Source organism: Anaerotruncus massiliensis (ex Togo et al. 2026) (assembly GCF_900199635.1).
GTDB classification, from domain to species: Bacteria; Bacillota; Clostridia; order Oscillospirales; family Ruminococcaceae; genus Anaerotruncus; species Anaerotruncus massiliensis.
On record NZ_LT962687.1, the window covers coordinates 958,065 to 975,658 of the forward strand.

The 17,594-nt window shown below is 64.7% G+C and carries 19 protein-coding genes; 16 read left to right on the forward strand and 3 right to left on the reverse strand.

Annotated features, from left to right (window positions below):
* The first annotated feature begins 1 nt into the window (after position 1).
* From C1A13_RS05135 to C1A13_RS05205, 15 genes are all read left to right on the forward strand, one after another.
* Positions 2 to 601: a ribonuclease HII gene (locus tag C1A13_RS05135; RefSeq protein ID WP_101549743.1), complete on the forward strand. Its 600-nt coding sequence runs from the start codon at positions 2 to 4 to the stop codon at positions 599 to 601.
* Positions 598 to 1,002, forward strand: coding sequence for a YraN family protein (locus C1A13_RS05140; RefSeq protein ID WP_101549745.1), 405 nt, complete (start codon positions 598 to 600; stop codon positions 1,000 to 1,002). The genes C1A13_RS05135 and C1A13_RS05140 overlap by 4 nt, the downstream gene beginning before the upstream one ends.
* Positions 989 to 1,954: a dipeptidase gene (locus C1A13_RS05145; protein WP_101549746.1), complete on the forward strand. Its 966-nt coding sequence runs from the start codon at positions 989 to 991 to the stop codon at positions 1,952 to 1,954. Before C1A13_RS05140 ends, C1A13_RS05145 begins: the two co-directional genes overlap by 14 nt.
* 60 nt (positions 1,955 to 2,014) lie before the next feature.
* Positions 2,015 to 2,716: a metallophosphoesterase gene (locus C1A13_RS05150; RefSeq protein WP_101549748.1), complete on the forward strand. Its 702-nt coding sequence runs from the start codon at positions 2,015 to 2,017 to the stop codon at positions 2,714 to 2,716.
* A 148-nt stretch (positions 2,717 to 2,864) separates the two neighbouring features.
* Positions 2,865 to 4,259: a trigger factor gene (tig, locus tag C1A13_RS05155; RefSeq protein WP_101549750.1), complete on the forward strand. Its 1,395-nt coding sequence runs from the start codon at positions 2,865 to 2,867 to the stop codon at positions 4,257 to 4,259.
* Between the two features lie 133 nt (positions 4,260 to 4,392).
* Positions 4,393 to 4,977 carry an ATP-dependent Clp endopeptidase proteolytic subunit ClpP gene (gene clpP / locus C1A13_RS05160; protein ID WP_101553183.1) on the forward strand — a complete coding sequence of 195 codons (585 nt, stop codon included), beginning with the start codon at positions 4,393 to 4,395 and terminating at the stop codon, positions 4,975 to 4,977.
* A 68-nt stretch (positions 4,978 to 5,045) separates the two neighbouring features.
* Positions 5,046 to 6,353, forward strand: coding sequence for an ATP-dependent Clp protease ATP-binding subunit ClpX (clpX, locus tag C1A13_RS05165; protein ID WP_101549752.1), 1,308 nt, complete (start codon positions 5,046 to 5,048; stop codon positions 6,351 to 6,353).
* Between the two features lie 415 nt (positions 6,354 to 6,768).
* Entirely contained in the window at positions 6,769 to 9,240 is a 2,472-nt protein-coding gene (gene lon / locus C1A13_RS05170) for an endopeptidase La (protein ID WP_172439173.1), read from the forward strand.
* A 26-nt stretch (positions 9,241 to 9,266) separates the two neighbouring features.
* Entirely contained in the window at positions 9,267 to 9,941 is a 675-nt protein-coding gene (yihA, locus tag C1A13_RS05175) for a ribosome biogenesis GTP-binding protein YihA/YsxC (protein WP_101549754.1), read from the forward strand.
* Positions 9,942 to 9,964: 23 nt separating this feature from the next.
* Positions 9,965 to 11,266 carry a diaminopimelate decarboxylase gene (gene lysA / locus C1A13_RS05180; RefSeq protein ID WP_101549756.1) on the forward strand — a complete coding sequence of 434 codons (1,302 nt, stop codon included), beginning with the start codon at positions 9,965 to 9,967 and terminating at the stop codon, positions 11,264 to 11,266.
* 12 nt (positions 11,267 to 11,278) lie between these two features.
* Positions 11,279 to 11,620 (forward strand): SHOCT domain-containing protein, encoded by a 342-nt coding sequence (locus C1A13_RS05185; protein WP_101549758.1) that lies wholly within the window; start codon positions 11,279 to 11,281, stop codon positions 11,618 to 11,620.
* A 162-nt stretch (positions 11,621 to 11,782) separates the two neighbouring features.
* Positions 11,783 to 12,070 carry a YerC/YecD family TrpR-related protein gene (locus C1A13_RS05190; RefSeq protein WP_101549760.1) on the forward strand — a complete coding sequence of 96 codons (288 nt, stop codon included), beginning with the start codon at positions 11,783 to 11,785 and terminating at the stop codon, positions 12,068 to 12,070.
* Complete coding sequence (locus C1A13_RS05195; RefSeq protein ID WP_101549762.1) at positions 12,070 to 12,807, forward strand: class I SAM-dependent DNA methyltransferase; 738 nt, start codon at positions 12,070 to 12,072, stop codon at positions 12,805 to 12,807. Before C1A13_RS05190 ends, C1A13_RS05195 begins: the two co-directional genes overlap by 1 nt.
* Positions 12,808 to 12,830: 23 nt before the next feature.
* Positions 12,831 to 13,703, forward strand: a complete 873-nt coding sequence (hslO, locus tag C1A13_RS05200) for an Hsp33 family molecular chaperone HslO (protein WP_101549764.1) — start codon at positions 12,831 to 12,833, stop codon at positions 13,701 to 13,703.
* Positions 13,704 to 13,717: 14 nt separating this feature from the next.
* A complete protein-coding gene (locus tag C1A13_RS05205; protein WP_101549766.1) occupies positions 13,718 to 15,025 on the forward strand; it encodes a hypothetical protein in 1,308 nt (435 codons plus the stop codon).
* Positions 15,026 to 15,067: 42 nt separating this feature from the next.
* Here C1A13_RS05205 and nth read toward each other — a convergent pair whose 3' ends face one another.
* The 3 genes from nth to C1A13_RS05220 are packed head-to-tail and all read right to left on the reverse strand — an operon-like array spanning position 15,068 to position 16,890.
* Positions 15,068 to 15,712, reverse strand: a complete 645-nt coding sequence (gene nth / locus C1A13_RS05210; RefSeq protein ID WP_101549768.1) for an endonuclease III — start codon at positions 15,710 to 15,712, stop codon at positions 15,068 to 15,070.
* Positions 15,713 to 15,724: 12 nt separating this feature from the next.
* On the reverse strand, positions 15,725 to 16,315 hold the full coding sequence (locus C1A13_RS05215) for a chromate transporter (protein WP_101549771.1): 591 nt from the start codon (positions 16,313 to 16,315) through the stop codon (positions 15,725 to 15,727).
* Entirely contained in the window at positions 16,312 to 16,890 is a 579-nt protein-coding gene (locus C1A13_RS05220; RefSeq protein ID WP_101549774.1) for a chromate transporter, read from the reverse strand. The genes C1A13_RS05215 and C1A13_RS05220 overlap by 4 nt, the downstream gene beginning before the upstream one ends.
* A 224-nt stretch (positions 16,891 to 17,114) precedes the next feature.
* On the opposite strand from C1A13_RS05220, the gene C1A13_RS05225 reads away from it, so the two are divergent.
* Complete coding sequence (locus C1A13_RS05225; RefSeq protein ID WP_172439174.1) at positions 17,115 to 17,582, forward strand: TspO/MBR family protein; 468 nt, start codon at positions 17,115 to 17,117, stop codon at positions 17,580 to 17,582.
* Positions 17,583 to 17,594 lie beyond the last annotated feature (12 nt).

The following is a 17,594-nucleotide window of genomic DNA, read 5'->3' on the forward strand; positions in this document are numbered from 1 at the left end:
CATGGACCTGTACCAGTATGAGCTGATCGCCTACGACCAGGGGTTTTCCGCCGTCTGCGGCATCGACGAGGCGGGGCGCGGGCCGCTCGCGGGGGACGTGTACGCCGCGGCGGTCATTCTGCCGCGCGGCGTCGAGATCGCGGGGGTCAACGACTCGAAGAAGCTCACGGAAAAAAAGCGCGAGGCGCTCTTTGACGAGATCACCGCGCGGGCCGCGGCCTATAGCATCGCGGCCGCGTCGGTTGCGGAGATCGATGAAATGAACATCCTGCGGGCGGCGATGCTCGCGATGCGCCGCGCGGCGGAAGGGCTTTCGGTGAAGCCCGACCTCGCGCTCGTCGACGGCAACTGCGACCCGGGGCTCGGCTTCGCCACCCAGACGATCATCGGCGGGGACGGCAGGAGCGCGTCGATCGCGGCGGCGTCGATTTTGGCGAAGGTCGCGCGGGACCGCTATATGAAGGAGCTCGACCAAAAGTACCCCGAATACCGGTTCGCGCAGCACAAGGGCTACGGCACCAGGCTCCACTACGAGATGCTGGAACGGTACGGCCCCTCGCCGGTACACCGCCGCACCTTCCTCAAAAAGCTCCTCAAATGACGGCGACGACGCGGCAGCGCGGGACGCTGGGGGAGGAGTTCGCCGCAAAGAAGCTCGCGGAGGCGGGGTACGAGATCCTCGCGCGCAACTGGCGCAGCGGGCGCCATGAGATCGACCTCATCCTGCAAAAGGATGGGGTCATCGCCTTCGTCGAGGTCAAGACCCGCGCGCAAAGCGCGCTGGCCGCCCCGGCCGCGAGCGTCACCAGGGCGCAGCGCAGGCGGATCGCGCTGGCCGCCGTGGCATATCTGCGGGAGCGCGGCATATACAATACAGGGGCGGTCCAGCCGCGTTTCGACCTCTTCGAGGTCGTGACCGAGCGGCCCGGCTCGAATGTGGTGACCCGCTGGGCCCACCTGGCGGGCGCGTACGATACGGGGGATCTGGATGTATTTATTTGACCTGCACTGCGACACCGTCACCCGCCTGCACGACGGCGAACGCCTCGCGCCGGGCGACCGGAGCCTGCGGCAAAACGGCGCGCACCTCGCGCTCGGCCGGATGGCCTGCTACGACTGGTGCCAGTGCTTTGCGATCTTCATGCCGGACGAATACCGCGGCGAGGCCGCGGTCGATTATTTTGAGAGCTGTTACCGGTTCTTCACCGGGCAGCTCGCGGAGAACGCCGACCTCGCCGCGCAGGCGTTCACGGCGGCGGACATCCGGGAGATCATTTCCGGGGGAAGGTGCGCGGCGCTGCTCACGGTGGAGGGCGGCTCGGCGCTCGCCGGGGACCTCGGGCGGATCGCGCGGCTGCGGGAATGCGGCGTGCGCGTCCTGACCCTCACCTGGAACGGTAAAAACGAGCTGGGCAGCGGCATGGCCTGCGACGAGGGGCTCACCCCCCTCGGACGGGAGGCGCTCCCGCTGCTCGAGGAGGCGGGAATCGTCGTCGACGTCTCCCACCTGAGCGACAGCGGCTTCTGGGAGGTGCAGAAACGCGCGAGGCGCCCGTTTATCGCGACCCATTCGGATTCCCGCGCGGTCTGCGGGCATGGGCGCAACCTCACCGACGACCAGTTCCGGGCGGTCGCGGCGGCGGGCGGCGTCGTGGGGCTCAACTTCTCCACCCACTTCATCGCGGCGGACGACCCCGACCCCTCCTACGCGGCGCTCTCGGCGCACCTGGGCCACTTCCTCGCGCTCGGCGGGGAGGACGCCGTGGCGCTCGGCTCCGACTACGACGGCACCGACGTGCCCTCCTGGCTGGAGCCGGCCGAGAGGATCGGCGGGCTCTACGGCCGGGTGAAGGCGGAGTACGGCGAAAAGCTGGCCCAAAAGCTCTTTTTTCAAAACGCGATGGCGTTTTTCGAGCGGTACGACGCGCGGGGAGAACCTCCCTGCGGGATGTAAGCGGGGCTGTTTTCCGGGGCTTCCCCGGGAGACCGGCCCGGCAAAAAGGAGGCGATCGCAATCGCGGTCTACACAATCGGCGACCTGCACCTCTCGCTGACGAGCGGGCACCCGATGGACGTTTTCCCCGGGTGGGAAAACTACGTCGCGCGCATCGGGCGGGCGTGGCGCGCGAAGGTCGGGGAGGAGGACACCGTAGTGCTGCCCGGCGACACCTCGTGGGGGATGTCGCTCGAGGGGGCGCTCGCGGATTTCCAATTTCTCGAGGCGCTGCCCGGGCGCAAGATCCTGCTCAAGGGCAACCACGACTACTGGTGGAGCACCCGCTCCAAGGTGCACGCCTTTTTTTCGGCGCACGGATTAAACACGCTGGAAATCCTCCATAATAACTGCGTTACGGCCGACGGGATCGCCGTCTGCGGCTCGCGGGGGTGGCTCTTCGAGACGGGGGAGGCGTTCGACGACAAGATCATCAACCGGGAGTGCATCCGGCTGGAGCTTTCGATCGCGGAGGCGGAAAAGACCGGGCTGGAGCCGGTCGTTTTTCTGCACTACCCGCCCGTCTACGGCGAGAGCGTCTCGCCGCAGATCCTCGAGGTGCTCAAAAAGCACGGCGTCCGCCGCTGCTACTACGGTCACATCCACGCCGAGGGGTGCCGCTGGGCGATCGACGGGAGCTACGAGGGCATCCGCTTTCGGCTGGTGAGCGGCGACTACCTGAAATTTGACCCGGTGCTGGTGGAAACCGGCCGGGAAGGCTGAAAAAACGCGGGAAATTCACAAATTATCTATTGGCAAGTCCCGTCCGATTTGATATAATACCAAGATAGTGGGTTTATAGCGCCCGAATCGTTCCTCCAGGAAAAGCGGAAGATGCAGGGGAACGGAACATTTTTCAGGAGGAAGTAGAATGGCAGTAACAGAAATGAAGACCAACGAGGACAAAAAGGTAGAGCTCACCATCACCGTCGACGCCGAGACGTTCGGCAAGGCGGTCGACGAGGTGTTCAAAAAGAACGTCAAGCGGATGACCGTTCCCGGCTTCCGCCGCGGCAAGGCCCCCCGCAAGATGATCGAAAAGCTGTACGGCGAGGGCGTTTTCTATGAGGAGGCCGTCAACAACACCTACCCCGCGGCCTACGACGCCGCCGTCGAGGAAAAGGGCATCGAGCCGGTCGACCGCGCCGATATCGAGGTGCTCGACGTCTCGAAGGACGGCTACTCCTTCAAGGCGACCGTCACCGTCAAGCCGGAGGTCTCCATCGAGGGCTACAAGGGCATCGAGGTGGAGAAGAAGGTCGTCGAGGCGACCGACGCCGAGGTCGACGCCGAGCTCTCCCGCATGCAGGAGCAGGGCGGCCGCGTGATCGCCGTGGAGGGCCGCGCCGCCATGAACGGCGACACCGCCGTGATCGATTTCGAGGGCTTTGTCGACGGCGAGGCGTTCGAGGGCGGCAAGGGCGAGAAATACCCGCTCGAGCTGGGCTCCAACAGCTTCATCCCCGGCTTCGAGGAGCAGGTCGTCGGCCACAGCGTCGGCGAGTCGTTCGAGGTGAACGTGAGCTTCCCGGAGAACTACCACGCCGAGGAATTAAAGGGCAAGCCCGCTGTCTTCAAGTGCACGCTGCACGAGCTCAAGATGAAGGAGCTGCCGCTGCTGGACGACGAGTTCGCCAAGGACGTCAGCGAGTTCGACACGCTCGACGAGCTGAAGGCCGACCTCAAGAAGAAGGCGCAGGAGCGTCATGACAGCCAGGCTGAAACCGAGATGGAAAACAAGCTGATGGATACCGTCTGCGAAAAGCTCGTGGCCGACATCCCCCAGTGCATGTATGACAGCCGCATCGACGAGATGGTGCGCGACTTCGAGTACCGTCTGCAGTCGCAGGGGCTCAACCTGCCGACCTATTTGCAGTACGCGGGCACTGATATGGACGGCTTCCGCAAGGGCTTCGTCCCGCAGGCCGAATCGCAGGTCAAGACCCGCCTGGCGCTCGAAAAGATCGTCGAGCTCGAGAAGATCGAGCCGACCGCCGAGGAGATCGCCGCCGAGTATGACAAGCTCGCGAAGAACTACAGCATGGAGGCCGACAAGCTCAGGAACATCGTTCCGGAGAAGGAGATCGCCCAGAACCTCGCGATGGGCAAGGCGCTCGACCTTGTGCGCGACAGCGCCGTCGTGAAGGAGGTCAGGGAGGAGCCCGCCAAGGAGGAGAAGCCGAAGAAGGCCTCCAAGCCGCGCGCCAAGAAGGCGAAGGTGGAGGAAGCCCCGGCGGCGGAGCCCGCGGACGGGTCGGCCGAATAAGACTGCCTACATACCGGCACGGCGGCCAGCCGCCGCGCCGGTAAAACTTTTGGAGCATAGAGGATTGGTTTGCGGCAGAACGAATCCGACAGGAGGTAATTTCACAATGAGCCTAACAATGGGAAGCGCGGCCATGAGCCTGGTGCCGATGGTCATCGAGCAGACGAACCGGGGCGAGCGCAGCTACGACATCTTTTCGCGGCTGCTCAACGACCGCATCGTCATGCTGTGCGAGGAGGTCAACGACACCTCCGCCAGCCTGGTGATCGCGCAGATGCTCTACCTCGAGGGGCAGGACCCCGACAAGGACATCCACCTCTACATCAACAGCCCGGGCGGCTCGGTCACGGCGGGCATGGCGATCTACGACACGATGAACTATATCAAGTGCGACGTCTCGACCATCTGCATGGGGCTCGGCGCGTCGATGGGCGCGTTTCTGCTCTCGTCGGGCGCCAAGGGCAAGCGGATCGCGCTGCCCAACGCCGAGATCATGATCCACCAGCCGTCGGGCGGCGCGCAGGGCCAGGCCACCGACATGAAGATCCACACCGACTGGATCATCCGCACCCGCGAAAAGCTCAACCGCCTGCTCTCCGAGCAGACCGGCCAGCCGCTCGAGATCATCGAGCGGGACACCGAGCGGGACAACTTCATGACCGCGCAGCAGGCCCTCGACTACGGCCTGGTCGATAAGATCCTCAGCCACCACGAATAACATTTTCCCAAAAGCGCAGCGCCCACCGGCGCCGCGTTTTGCGTATCCAGATTTTCAGGAGGTATCCCATGGCGAAGAACGACGAGAGGGAACTGCGCTGTTCCTTCTGCGGCAAGATGCAGAACCAGGTCCAGCGGCTGATCGCGGGGCCGGGGGTGTGCATCTGCAACGAGTGTGTGGAGCTCTGCCAGAGCGTGCTCGACGACGACATGCCCGCGCAGCGGCCCCGCCAGAGCCGTCCCGAGCAGCAGATCACCGTGCTCAAGCCGCGTGAGATCAAGGAGCGGCTGGACGAATACGTGATCGGGCAGGACCGCGCGAAGATCGCGCTGTCCGTGGCGGTCTACAACCACTACAAACGCATCTATTTCGGCGACACGAGCGAGGTGGAGCTCGGCAAGACCAACATCCTCATGCTCGGACCCACCGGCGTGGGCAAGACGCTGCTCGCCCAGACCCTCGCCAAGATGCTCAACGTCCCCTTCGCCATCGCGGACGCCACGACGCTGACCGAGGCGGGCTATGTGGGCGAGGATGTGGAAAACATCCTGCTGCGCCTTTTGCAGGCGGCGGACTACGACGTCGAGCGCGCGCAGAAGGGCATCATCTATATCGACGAGATCGACAAGATCTCCCGCAAGAGCGAGAACCCCTCGATCACCCGCGACGTGTCGGGCGAGGGGGTCCAGCAGGCGCTGCTCAAGATTCTGGAGGGCACCGTCGCCAACGTCCCGCCGCAGGGCGGGCGCAAGCATCCCCAGCAGGAATTCATCCAGATCGACACCAAGGATATCCTCTTCATCTGCGGCGGCGCGTTCGAGGGGATCGAAAAGATCATCGAGCGCCGCACCGATAAATCTTCGATCGGCTTCGGGTCGACGATCAAGGACTCCAAGCAGAAGGACCAGCTCGTGCAGCAGGTCATCCCGCAGGACCTTGTCCGTTTCGGGCTCATCCCCGAGCTGGTCGGGCGCACGCCGGTGCTCACCGTGCTGGAACCGCTCGACCGGGAGGCGCTCGTCAAAATCCTGACCGAGCCGAAGAATTCGATGGTGCGCCAGTACCAGCAGCTCTTCTCGCTCGACAACATCGAGCTCTCCTTCGACCAGGAGGCGCTCGAGGCGATCGCCGACAAGGCGATCGAGCGCAAGACGGGCGCGCGCGGGCTGCGCGCGATCATCGAGGACGTGCTCGGGAACCTCATGTACGAGGCGCCCTCCGACTGCACGGTCGCGGGCATCCGGATCACCGGCGCCTGCGCCAAGGGGGAGGGGGAGCCGGAGTACACCCGGGATCCCGCCCGCAGGCCTTCCCGCCTGCAAATTTCCACCGCCCGCCGCGTGACGCCGCGGGCCCGGCGGGACAGCGCGTCCTGATTCGGTGTAAGACGGCATGGAAGAGGCCGCCGCAGAGTTTCTGCGGCGGCCGTTTCGCGTCTTTCGGCGGCGGACCCGGCGTAGACAGAGACGGCGTAAAGCGCGGGCAGAGCCCCATGTTGAAAGGCGGCGGCCGGCCCAATGAAGCTTTGGGGGTTTCCAAAGAGCGTTTTGGCGCGGACAGAGACGGCGAAAAGCGCGGGCAGAGCCCCATACCGGAAGACGGCGGCCGGCCCGATGAAGCTTTGAGGGTTTCCAAAGGGGACTTTCCCGAAAGTCCCCTTTGGTACGAAAGTCCCCTTTGGCTGGTAATGCTCCCCGGTTTACATCGGGGGGAAAGCATGATATAATAATAGCTCAAACCGGCAAGGTTTTTTGAGATAGAAGCATTTTACCGGAGAATGGAGGCCGCGATATGAGCGAGCTTAACAATAAAAAAATTCTGCCCGCGGAGAAGAAGTCCCCGCAGGTGCCCGAACCGAAGGAACCGGTGCGCATGCCCATGCTGGTGCTGCGCGGGCTGGTGCTCTTCCCGCAGATGGTGCTGCATTTCGACGTGGGCCGGGAAAAGTCCATCCTCGCGCTCAACCGCGTGATGAGCGGCGACCGCAAAATCTTCCTCGTCGCGCAGAAGAACATCCGCGACGACGAGCCGAAGGCGGACGGGCTCTATAAAATCGGCGTGGTGGCGCAGGTCAAGCAGATCATCAAATCCCAGGGGGGCACCTGGCGGGTGCTCGTCGAGGGGATGTACCGCGCGAAGACGATCGAGGTGCTCTCCGAGTCGCCCTTCTTCGAGGGGATGATCGCGGAGTTCCCGCTGCGCATCACCCGCAGCGTCAAGTCCGCGATGTGCGACGCGCTCATGCGCACCGTCAAGGACCTGTTCGAGGAATACTGCTACCTCACGCCACGGATGCCCAAGGAGCTGATCGTCAGCGCGCTTGTGAGCGAGGACCCGGTGCACCTGGCGGAGTACATAGCGGGCAACATGCAGATGGAGGTCGAGGACAAGCAGACGATCCTCTCCCAGAGCGACCCGCTCAAACGGCTGGAGATCCTGGCGCGCCTGCTTGAGGAGGAAAACGACATCCTCTCGCTCGAGGCGGACATCCAGGAGAAGGTCAAGGGCCAGATCGACAAGAACCAGCGCGAATATTACCTGCGCGAGCAGATGAAGGCGATCTCGGGCGAGCTGGGCGAGGACGACGACCAGGAGGAGATCCAGGAGTACTACGACAAGATCGCCAAGATCAAGTTCGACGCGGAGACCGCCGAAAAGCTGGGCAAGGAGGTCGACCGGCTGTCCAAGCTGCCGGGCAACTCCAACGAGGCGGGGGTCATCCGCGGCTATCTCGACACGGTGCTCGAATTACCGTGGGGCAAAAGGACCGCCGACAAGATCGACGTCAAGAAGGCGAAGGCGCTGCTCGACCGGGAGCACTACGGGCTCCGGAAGGTCAAGGAGCGCATCCTCGAGCTGCTCTCGGTGCGCAAGCTCGCGCCGGAGATCAAGGGGCAGATCATCTGCCTCGTCGGCCCTCCGGGCGTCGGCAAGACGTCGATCGCCCGCTCGATCGCCAAGTCGATGGGGCGCAAATACGTGCGGATCTCGCTGGGCGGCGTGCGGGACGAGAGCGACATCCGCGGCCACCGCAAAACCTATATCGGCGCGATGCCCGGCCGCATCATCAACGCGATGAAGCTGGCGGGCAGCCAGAATCCGCTCATGCTGCTCGACGAGGTGGATAAGCTCGGCAACGACTACCGCGGCGACCCGTCGGCGGCGCTTCTCGAGGTGCTCGATTCGGAGCAGAACCACGCCTTCCGCGACCACTTCATCGAGGTGCCGTTCGATCTTTCCGACGTGCTCTTCATCGCGACGGCCAACACCCTTGACACGATCCCCGGGCCGCTGCGCGACCGCATGGAGATCATCGAGCTTTCCAGCTACACCCGCGAGGAGAAGTTCCACATTGCGAAAAACCACCTCTGCCAAAAGCAGCTCAAGCGCCACGGACTGACCGCCTCCAAGGCGAAGATCACCGACGACGCGGTCTACGCGCTCATCGACAACTACACCCGCGAGGCGGGCGTACGCCAGCTTGAGCGGGAGATCGCCTCGCTGCTGCGGAAATCCGCCAAGCAGATCGTTTCGGGCGACGCGAAAAAGGTCGTCATCGACAACGCGAACATCACCGATTACCTCGGCCCCCGCAGGTTCAAGCCCGAGCTCATCCAGTCGTTCGACGAGGTGGGCATGGTCAACGGCCTGGCGTGGACGAGCGTGGGCGGCGAGATGCTCCAGGTGGAGGTCGCCGTCATGGACGGCGCGGGCAAGCTGGAACTGACCGGCTCGCTCGGCGACGTGATGAAGGAATCCGCGCACGCCGCGGTCAGCTATATCCGCGCCCACTGGGAGCAGTACGGCGTGGAGCACGACTTCTATAAGACGCGCGACATTCATATCCATGTTCCCGAGGGGGCGGTGCCCAAGGACGGGCCGTCCGCGGGCGTGACGATCTGCACCGCGCTCATCTCCGCGCTGTCGGGCACCCCGGTGCGCCGCGACGTGGCGATGACCGGCGAGATTACCCTGCGCGGGCGGGTGCTGCCGATCGGCGGGCTCAAGGAAAAGACGATGGCCGCCTACCGCGCGGGCATCAAGACGGTCGTCATCCCGGCCGAGAACGAGCCCGACCTGGCCGAGGTCGACGAGGTCGTGAAGGAGCATATCCGCTTCATCACCGCCGAACGGATCGACACGGTGCTCGAGACGGCGCTCGTCAAAAAACCGCGCGCCAAGGCGAGCACCCCCGTGCTCGACGCGATCGCTTCCGAGGGCAAGGAGCCGCTTTCCAAGGCGAATTCCCCGATTCCACAATAAATGACAGACCGAAAGGGGCGGGAGCCATGAATTACCACAACGTCCAGTTTGAGGCGAGCTACGGCACGTCGTCGCAGCTTCCGCCCTCCGACCTGCCCGAGATCGCCTTCGCGGGGCGCTCCAACGTGGGAAAGAGCTCGATGATCAACAAGCTCTTCAACCGCAAGGGGCTCGCGCGGGTGTCGGCGGTGCCGGGCAAGACGGCGACGATCAACTTTTTCCATGCGGACGGCATCCGTTTCGCGGATCTGCCCGGCTACGGCTACGCGAAGGTCTCGAAGGGGGAGAAGCGCCGCTGGGCGGAGTTGATCGAGGGGTATTTCGCGCAGGACCGCGACCTGCGGGTCGTCTTCCAGCTCATCGACATGCGCCATCCGCCGACGGCGGACGACCTGACGATGATCGACTTTTTGATCGACCGGGAGCTGCCCTTCGTGGCCGTGCTGACCAAGGCGGATAAGCTCTCCAAGAAGCAGCGGGAGGAACGCCTCGCCGCGCTGGAACGCGAGCTGCCCTGCGCCGACCAGATCATCAAGATTCCCTTCTCCGCCGAGACGGGCGAGGGGGTCGACGCGGTTAAGGCGATCGTCGCGGAGATCGAGCGGGACTGCGCCGAGGAGGCGCGGGAGGAGGACGACCGCGCCTCGATGGACGCGCGCGAGGCCGAGAAGGACGCGGGCGGCTATGCCGACGACATGTAAAATCTGACGAAAGACGTGATCATATGTTTGTATCCGACTGCCTGGGGCTCAACGCCCTCGGACACCTGACGATCGGCGGGCGGGATACCGTCGAGCTGGCGCAGACCTACGGCACCCCCCTCTATGTCATGGACGAGGACGAGATCCGCCGCGCGTGCGAAAGCTACCGTGAGTCGGTCAACCGCTACTACGGCGGCCGGGGGCTCGTGACCTACGCGAGCAAGGCGTTCTGCTGCAAGGCGGTCTGCCGGATCGTGGCGGAGGAGGGGCTCGGACTCGACGTGGTGTCGGGGGGCGAGCTCTACACCGCCAAAAGCGTCGGCTTCCCGCCCGAGCGCATCTTTTTCCACGGCAACAACAAGACGGTGCAGGAGCTGATCGAGGCGCTCGAATACGGGGTGGGCACGATCGTCGTCGACAACTTTGACGAGCTCATGCTGCTCGACCAGCTCGCCGTCAGCCGGGGCAAGGTCGCGGAGATCCTCTTCCGCATCAAGCCGGGCATCGACGCGCACACCCACGACTTCGTGCGCACCGGCCAGATCGACAGCAAGTTCGGCCTCGCGCTCGAGACGGGCGAGGCGATGGAGGCGGTCCGGCAGGCCGTCGGCATGAAGGGGGTCCGCCTCAAGGGCGTCCACTGCCACATCGGCTCGCAGATCTTTGACATCGAGCCGTTCGAGCACGCCGCCGAGGTGATGCTCGGCTTCATGGCGGACGTGAAGGCGGAGACGGGCCGGGAGCTCGAGATCCTCGACCTGGGCGGCGGCTTCGGCATCAAATACCTGCCCGAGCACGACCCCGTCCAGTACGACCGCTATATGCAGCGGGTCGCGGGCGCGGTCGAGCGCACCTGCAAGGCGCGCGGGCTGCGCACCCCCTTCATCGTCATCGAGCCGGGCCGCTCGATCGTCGGCCCCGCGGGGCTGACTCTCTACACGGCGGGCGCGGTCAAGGAGATCCCCGGCGTGCGCACCTACCTGTCGGTGGACGGCGGCATGGGGGACAACCCGCGCTACATCCTCTATCAGGCGCCCTACGAGGCGATGGTCGCCAACCGGGCCGCAGAGCCCAAGACCCGCACCGTCACCCTCGCGGGCCGGTGCTGCGAGTCGGGCGATCTGATCGGCGAGCACATGCAGATGCAGGAGGCGCGCGCGGGCGACATCATCGCCGTGCTGGCCACCGGCGCCTACAACTATGCGATGGCCTCCAACTACAACCGCATCCCCCGGCCGCCCGTGGTCATGCTGCGGGAGGGGCGGGCGCGCGTCGTCGTCCGTCGGGAGAGCTACGAGGACCTCGTGCGGAACGATGAGGACTGAGGGGGCGCGGAGATGAAAAAACAGGTGCGCGTCCGCCCGGGCAAGGGACAGTCGGCCGTCGGGGCCGTCGTCGGCGCGGTCTTTGTCCTGCTCGGTATTTTCATGGTGATTCCCGCCTTCGGGCCGTTCGGTATTTTCTGGACACTGATCGCGGCCGTCATCACGGCGGTCAACCTGCTGAACGCTTTTTCCAAAAAGGGCGTGACAAGCTGCCGCATCGAGATCGACGAGGCGGACGCGCCGGAGGAGCCGATCGAGCGGCGGCTGGAACGCCTGCGGGGGCTCTATGAGCAGCGGCTGATCTCCGAGGAGGAGTACCAAACAAAAAAGGCGGAGCTGCTGGAAAAGCTCTGAAAGCGGCCGGGCGGGTGTTTCCGCCCGGCTTTTCGCGCCCTTTCCCGGTGTGAAGCGGCAGCGCGAAAAAAATGTAGCGCTTTCACGCATAAAAGTCTTTACTTTCGTAAACTAAAATGATAAAATGCAGACAGTGCAAATATCATTTGTGGAGGCGATCGTTTGAATACGAAACTCAAGGACATGAACGTCGACTATCTCTTTAAAGCCATCCTCTCCCTCGAAACGATGGACGAGTGTTATAATTTCTTCGACGACCTGTGCACCGTGCCCGAGCTCAAGGCGCTCTCCCAGCGCCTCGAGGTGGCCCGCATGCTCAGCGAGGGGCGCGTCTACAGCGACATCGTCGCCAAGACGGGCGCTTCCACCGCGACGATCAGCCGGGTGAACCGCTCCCTCAACTACGGCAGCGACGGCTACAAGGTGGTCTTCGAGCGGGTGAAGGACTGATGCCCTACCACGCCTTTGCCGCCTATTACGACCGGCTGATGGAGCAGGTCGACTACCGGCGGCGCGCGCAATATTTCGATTCTGTCATCAGGCAGCATCTCAGCGTGGCCGAAAAGCCCATCCTGCTCGATCTGGCGTGCGGGACGGGGAGCCTTTCGGTCGAGCTTTCCCGCCTCGGCTACGACGTGATCGGGGTGGACGGCAGCGCGGACATGCTGTCTGAAGCTGCGTCCAAGGGCGCGGGGGAAATCCTCTGGCTCTGCCAGGACTTTTCCTCCCTCGACCTCTACGGCACGGTGGACGCGGCGGTCTGCGCGCTCGACAGCCTCAACCACATCACCGACGAGACGGCGCTCGAGGCCGCGATCGGGCGGGTGGCCCTCTTCACCGCGCCGGGCGGCGTCTTCGTCTTTGACGTGAACACCCCCTACAAGCACCGGGAAATCCTCGGGCAGAACACCTTCGTCTACGACCTCGGGGACCTCTACTGCGTATGGCAGAACGCCACCGACGACACCCTGCTCACCGAGATCACGCTCGACTTTTTCGTACGGGAGAAAACCCTCTACGCGCGGGAGGGGGAGAGCTTCTGCGAGCGCGGCTATTCGCACGATACGCTCGCCGGAATTCTCGACCGCGCCGGCTTCGAGCTGCTCGCGGTCTACGCGGGGGACACCTTCGACCCGGTGGGGGAGACGACCCAGCGCGCCGTCTACGCGGCGCGCCGCAGGGGATAAGAAACGGAAAGGAACTTTCAGATATGGGAAAACTGATTCGCGCCATCGCGGGGGACGGCTCGCTCGTCTGCACCGCGGTGGACTCGACCGATATCGCCGCCGAGGCGGAGCGGGTCCACAGGACCTCCGCCACGGTGACGGCCGCGCTCGGGCGGCTGATGACCGCCGCCTCGATCATGGGTAGCCAGCTCAAAAACGAGGGGGACAGCGTCACGGTGCGGCTGGCCGGCGGAGGGCCCGCCGGCTCGCTCATCGCGGTGTCCGACGCGCGGGGCAACCCGCGCGGCTACGTCGCCAACCCCGTCGTGGAAATTCCACTCAACCGCTACGGCAAGCTGGACGTGGCGGGCGCGGTGGGCAAAAACGGCACCCTCACCGTCATCAAGGACGTGGGCCTGCCCGAGCCGTCGATCGGCTCGGTGCCGATCGTCTCGGGGGAGATTGCCGAGGACGTGACGAGCTACTACGCGGTCAGCGAGCAGACGCCGACCGTCTGCGCGCTCGGCGTGCTCGTGAACCCCGAGCTCACCGTGCGGGCGGCGGGCGGTTACCTCGTACAGCTGCTGCCGGGCGCGGGGGAGGACACGATCGCGCGGCTGGAGGAGAACATCAACGCGGTGAAGCCCGTCTCGACGATGATCGACGAGGGGATGGGACCCCGGGAGATCATTGAAACGGTGCTCGCGGGCTTTTTCCCCGAGATTCTGGACGAGCGGGAGGTCCGTTACCGCTGCACCTGTTCCAAGCAGCGGGTCGAGCGGGCGCTCCTCAGCATCGGCCGCGAGGACCTCGAAAAGCTCGCCGAGGAACAGGAGACCACCGAGGTGGCCTGCCACTTCTGTGATAAAAAGTACACCTTTACCCGCGCGGAGCTGGAAGCCCTGCTGCGGCGCTGAAAGGAGGCCGTCGGATGGGACTGCGGAAGATCGCCGCCCTGCTGGCGGCCTGTCTTTTTTTGGCGGGGTGCGCGCCGCAGGCCGCCCCCGCGGCGGCTTCGGCCGCGGAGCCATCCGCGCCCGCCCCGGCCGGGCGCGCCGCCTCCGCCGAACCGCCGGGATCAAAATCGGAACCCGGCCCGGAACCGGGTGGGACCTACCGGCTTGATCCGCCCCGCTTTCTCGAGCGGAAGGACTGGAAGCTCTGCCCGCTGGCGGAGGACTACCTCACGCTCGACGGGGAGGCGTTTGCCGCGAAATACCCCGACGACGCGCTGTGGGAGCAGGGGGCGTCCGGCCGCCTGCTCTTCGACGGGCGTTCCACCGCCCCGGTGATCGCGGGCATCTCGGTCGGCGACTCGTTCACCCGGGTGCGGGAGAGGCTGGGCGCGCCGCAGTTCGGCTTTTCGCCCGACGACGTGACCGGCGCGCCGGGGAAGGGCGCCGGCTTTTACGCCACCTACGCGGGCTACCGAACGCGGGAGTTCTCCGTCGCGTTTGAGGGCGAGGCGGGCGGCGAGGTCCGGTCGATCTGCATCTGCAGGCGGTATCCGCTGCCGGAGGAGCGCCGGGACATGCTCCCGGTGCTCGCGGCGCACGCACCATGGTACGAGGTCGGCGGCAATGACGCCGACGCCGACGCCGACTGGAAGCGCTGCTTCGGGGAGGACGCGCCGGTGTGGTATGAGCAGCTTGGGCGCGGTTCGATGACGCTCTTCTGCGGCTACGGCTTCATTTCGATGAGCACCGGCGAGGAGGACGTCTATCAGGTCTACGCCGACTACGAGGGGGATATTCCGGACATCCCGGAGGTGGAGGTCTTGAAGGCCGACTGGCCCGAGCGGCAGATTTGGGGAATCTACGACGAACTGGTATGGGTGCGCGCGGCGGCCGCCAACCGGAAAAGCAGCCGCTCCCCGGATGGGAATATCTTTGCCTTCGCGGTCAGCGACGGCCTCTTTGAACGGGCGTACGTCCAATTCCACTGGCTGGACGCCTCCCACCCCGACCGGCAGGTCCGTTTTGGACATCACTCCAGTATCGCGGGCTTCCTCAGCGACCGCTACCTGCTCGAAACGAACATGCTAGGCCCGCACGTCTACGACATCGAAAAGGACGAGATCGTCTTTTCGGAGCCGCTGGAGGACGGGCTGGGCATCCGCGGCGACCTGCGGGTCGACCAGACCCACCGCCGCGTCCTCGACGGGGACGGAAACGTCTGGTACGTTTACGATTTCGCGTCCGACGGCACGCTGGCCATCGAGCGGCGGATCGACCCATAAGAAAAGCGGCCCGCCGGACGGCGGGCCGCTTTTCATGCCATGTCATTTCACCTTGTATGTATCCTTGTAGTGCTTGCAGCAGACGTTCAGCACGCATTTGTCGCATTGGGGCCGCCGCGCGATGCAGACGGCGCGGCCGTGCAGCACCAGCCGGTGGCAGAAGTTGTTGGACTCGGCGGGCGGCAGCAGCGGTCGGAGCTGTTCCTCCACCTTGGCGGGGTCCTTGCTGTCGGTGAGGCCGAGCAGGTTGGTGATGCGGATGCAGTGGGTGTCGCAGACGATCGCGGGCTTCCCGTAGACGTCGCCCACCACGAGGTTCGCGGTCTTGCGCCCGATGCCGGGGAGCTTGGTCAGCTCCTCGACCGTGTCGGGGAGCACGCCGTCGTACTGCTCCATCAGCATCCGGCACATCGCGACGATGTCCTTCGCCTTGGTGTGGTAGAAGCCGCAGGGCTTCACGATCGCCTCCACGTCGGCGACGTCCGCCTCCGCGAAGTCCCGGACGCTCTGGTATTTCTGGAAGAGATCGACGCAGACGATGTTGACCCGCGCGTCGGTGCACTGCGCGGCCAGACGGGTGGCGATCATCAGCTCGTGGGGCTTTTGGTAGTCGAGGGAGCAGATCGCGTCGGGGTATTCCGCTTTCAGCAGCTCCACCGCCTGCAGGGCGGCTTTTTTCTTGTTCATGGGGAACCTCCTTTAAGGAATCATGGGCAGCGCGGCGTGGAAGACGAATCCCAGCGCGCCGGAGATGCAGATGAGCCAGATGGGATGCAGCTTTTTGCGCCAGCGGCTGACCGCGAAGACGATCACGCCGATCAGGATGGCGCGCCAGCTGATGTGGGGCAGCGTCCAGAAGTAGAGCAGGGCGTGGGGGGAGAGGCCGCCGAGGGTGATCGCGGTGAAGATCGAGAGCGCGGCCGACGCGACGAGGGCGACGACGGCGGGGCGCAGGCCGTAAAAGACGGCCTTCACATAGATGTTCTCCTGAATGCGGCCGAACCACTTCGCGACGATGAGGATGATGAGGAAGGAGGGGAGCACGACGCCGAGGGTGGCACAGACGGCGCCGGCGACGCCCGACTGGGACATGCCCACAAAGGTGGCGATGTTGACCGCGAAGGGGCCGGGGGTGGACTCGCTGATGGCGATGAAATCGATGAGCTGCTGCTGGGTGAGCCAGCCGTGCGAGAGGATGTCCTGCTGGATCATCGGGATCATCGCGTAGCCGCCGCCGAAGGTGAAAAGCCCGATCTTGAAAAAGGTGAGGAAGAGGTAGAGGTTGATCATTTGCCGTCACCTCCCGCCGCTTCCGGGTTCCTGCGCGCGATCACAAGCTGGCGGACGACGCCGGCCGCGCCCGAGAGAACGAGCAGAAGGATCACGCTGACGTTGAAAAAGGAGGCCGCGAGGAAATCGATCAGGATGACGATCGCGACGAAGTTGGTGCGGGGGACCTGCTTGCCGAGCTTGATAACGGCGTTGAGGATGAGCACGACGACGCCCGCGCGGATGCCGTCGAACACCCAGGTCAGCCAGGTGAACCGCTGGTACTGCATGATGAAGAGGGAGAGCACCGCGATGATGAGGAAGGAGGGCAGCGCGACCCCGAGGGTTGCGGAAGCGGCCCCCCAGAACCCGGCGACGCGGTAGCCGATGAAGGTGGCTGAGTTGATGGAGACGGGCCCGGGGGTCGCCTCGGAGATGGCGAGCACGTCGAGCATCTCCTCGTCGCTGATCCACTGGTGGGTTTCCACCGCCTCCCGGTGGATGAGGGGGATCATCGCGTAGCCGCCCCCGAAGGTGAAGAGGCCGATCTTGAAGAAGGCGGCGAACAGTCTTAAAAGCGGGTGATTCTTTTTCATGTGCGATTCAGACTCTTTTCCACAGGCGACGCCTGTTTGATCAGCCGCGCGCCCAGGGGAACCCCTGACGAACCCGCGGCCCCGCGGGCGGGGCCGGCCGGAAAATGCGGTTACGCGTTTATTATACCCCGAAACGACAGGCCCCGTCAAACAATCTGAATAAATGTTACTGTTTTGTCATAAGCTACAGAAAGGAAAATTTTGTATGGAAGAGGGGAACGCCCATGACCATCCGCCTCAAACCCCTTGCGGTCTCGGTGGCCGTCCCGCTGGCCGGCGGGCTGCTCAGCAACTGGCTTTCAGGGGACGTCCGCGCGGTCTACGAATCGCTCGATCTGCCCGCCTTCGCGCCGCCCGCATGGATATTCGGGGTCGTGTGGCCGCTGCTCTACCTGCTGCTGGGGATCGCGGCCTATCTCATATGGGAGAAGCCCGCCTCCTCCGCGCGCACGCAGGCGCTCACTTTTTACGGCGCGCAGCTCCTCCTCAATTTCCTCTGGAGCCCGCTCTTCTTCCGGTTCGGGCTTTTCCGTTTTGCCTTCTGGGAGCTGTGCGCCCTTTTCGCGCTCGCCGCGGTCACCGCGGCCTGCTTCGCGATGCTCTCCCGGCGCACACTCTGGCTCACGGCGCCCTATCTCTGCTGGCTGCTCTACGCGGCGGCGCTCAACCGGGCGGTCGCGGCGCTGAATTGACCGCATCCTCTA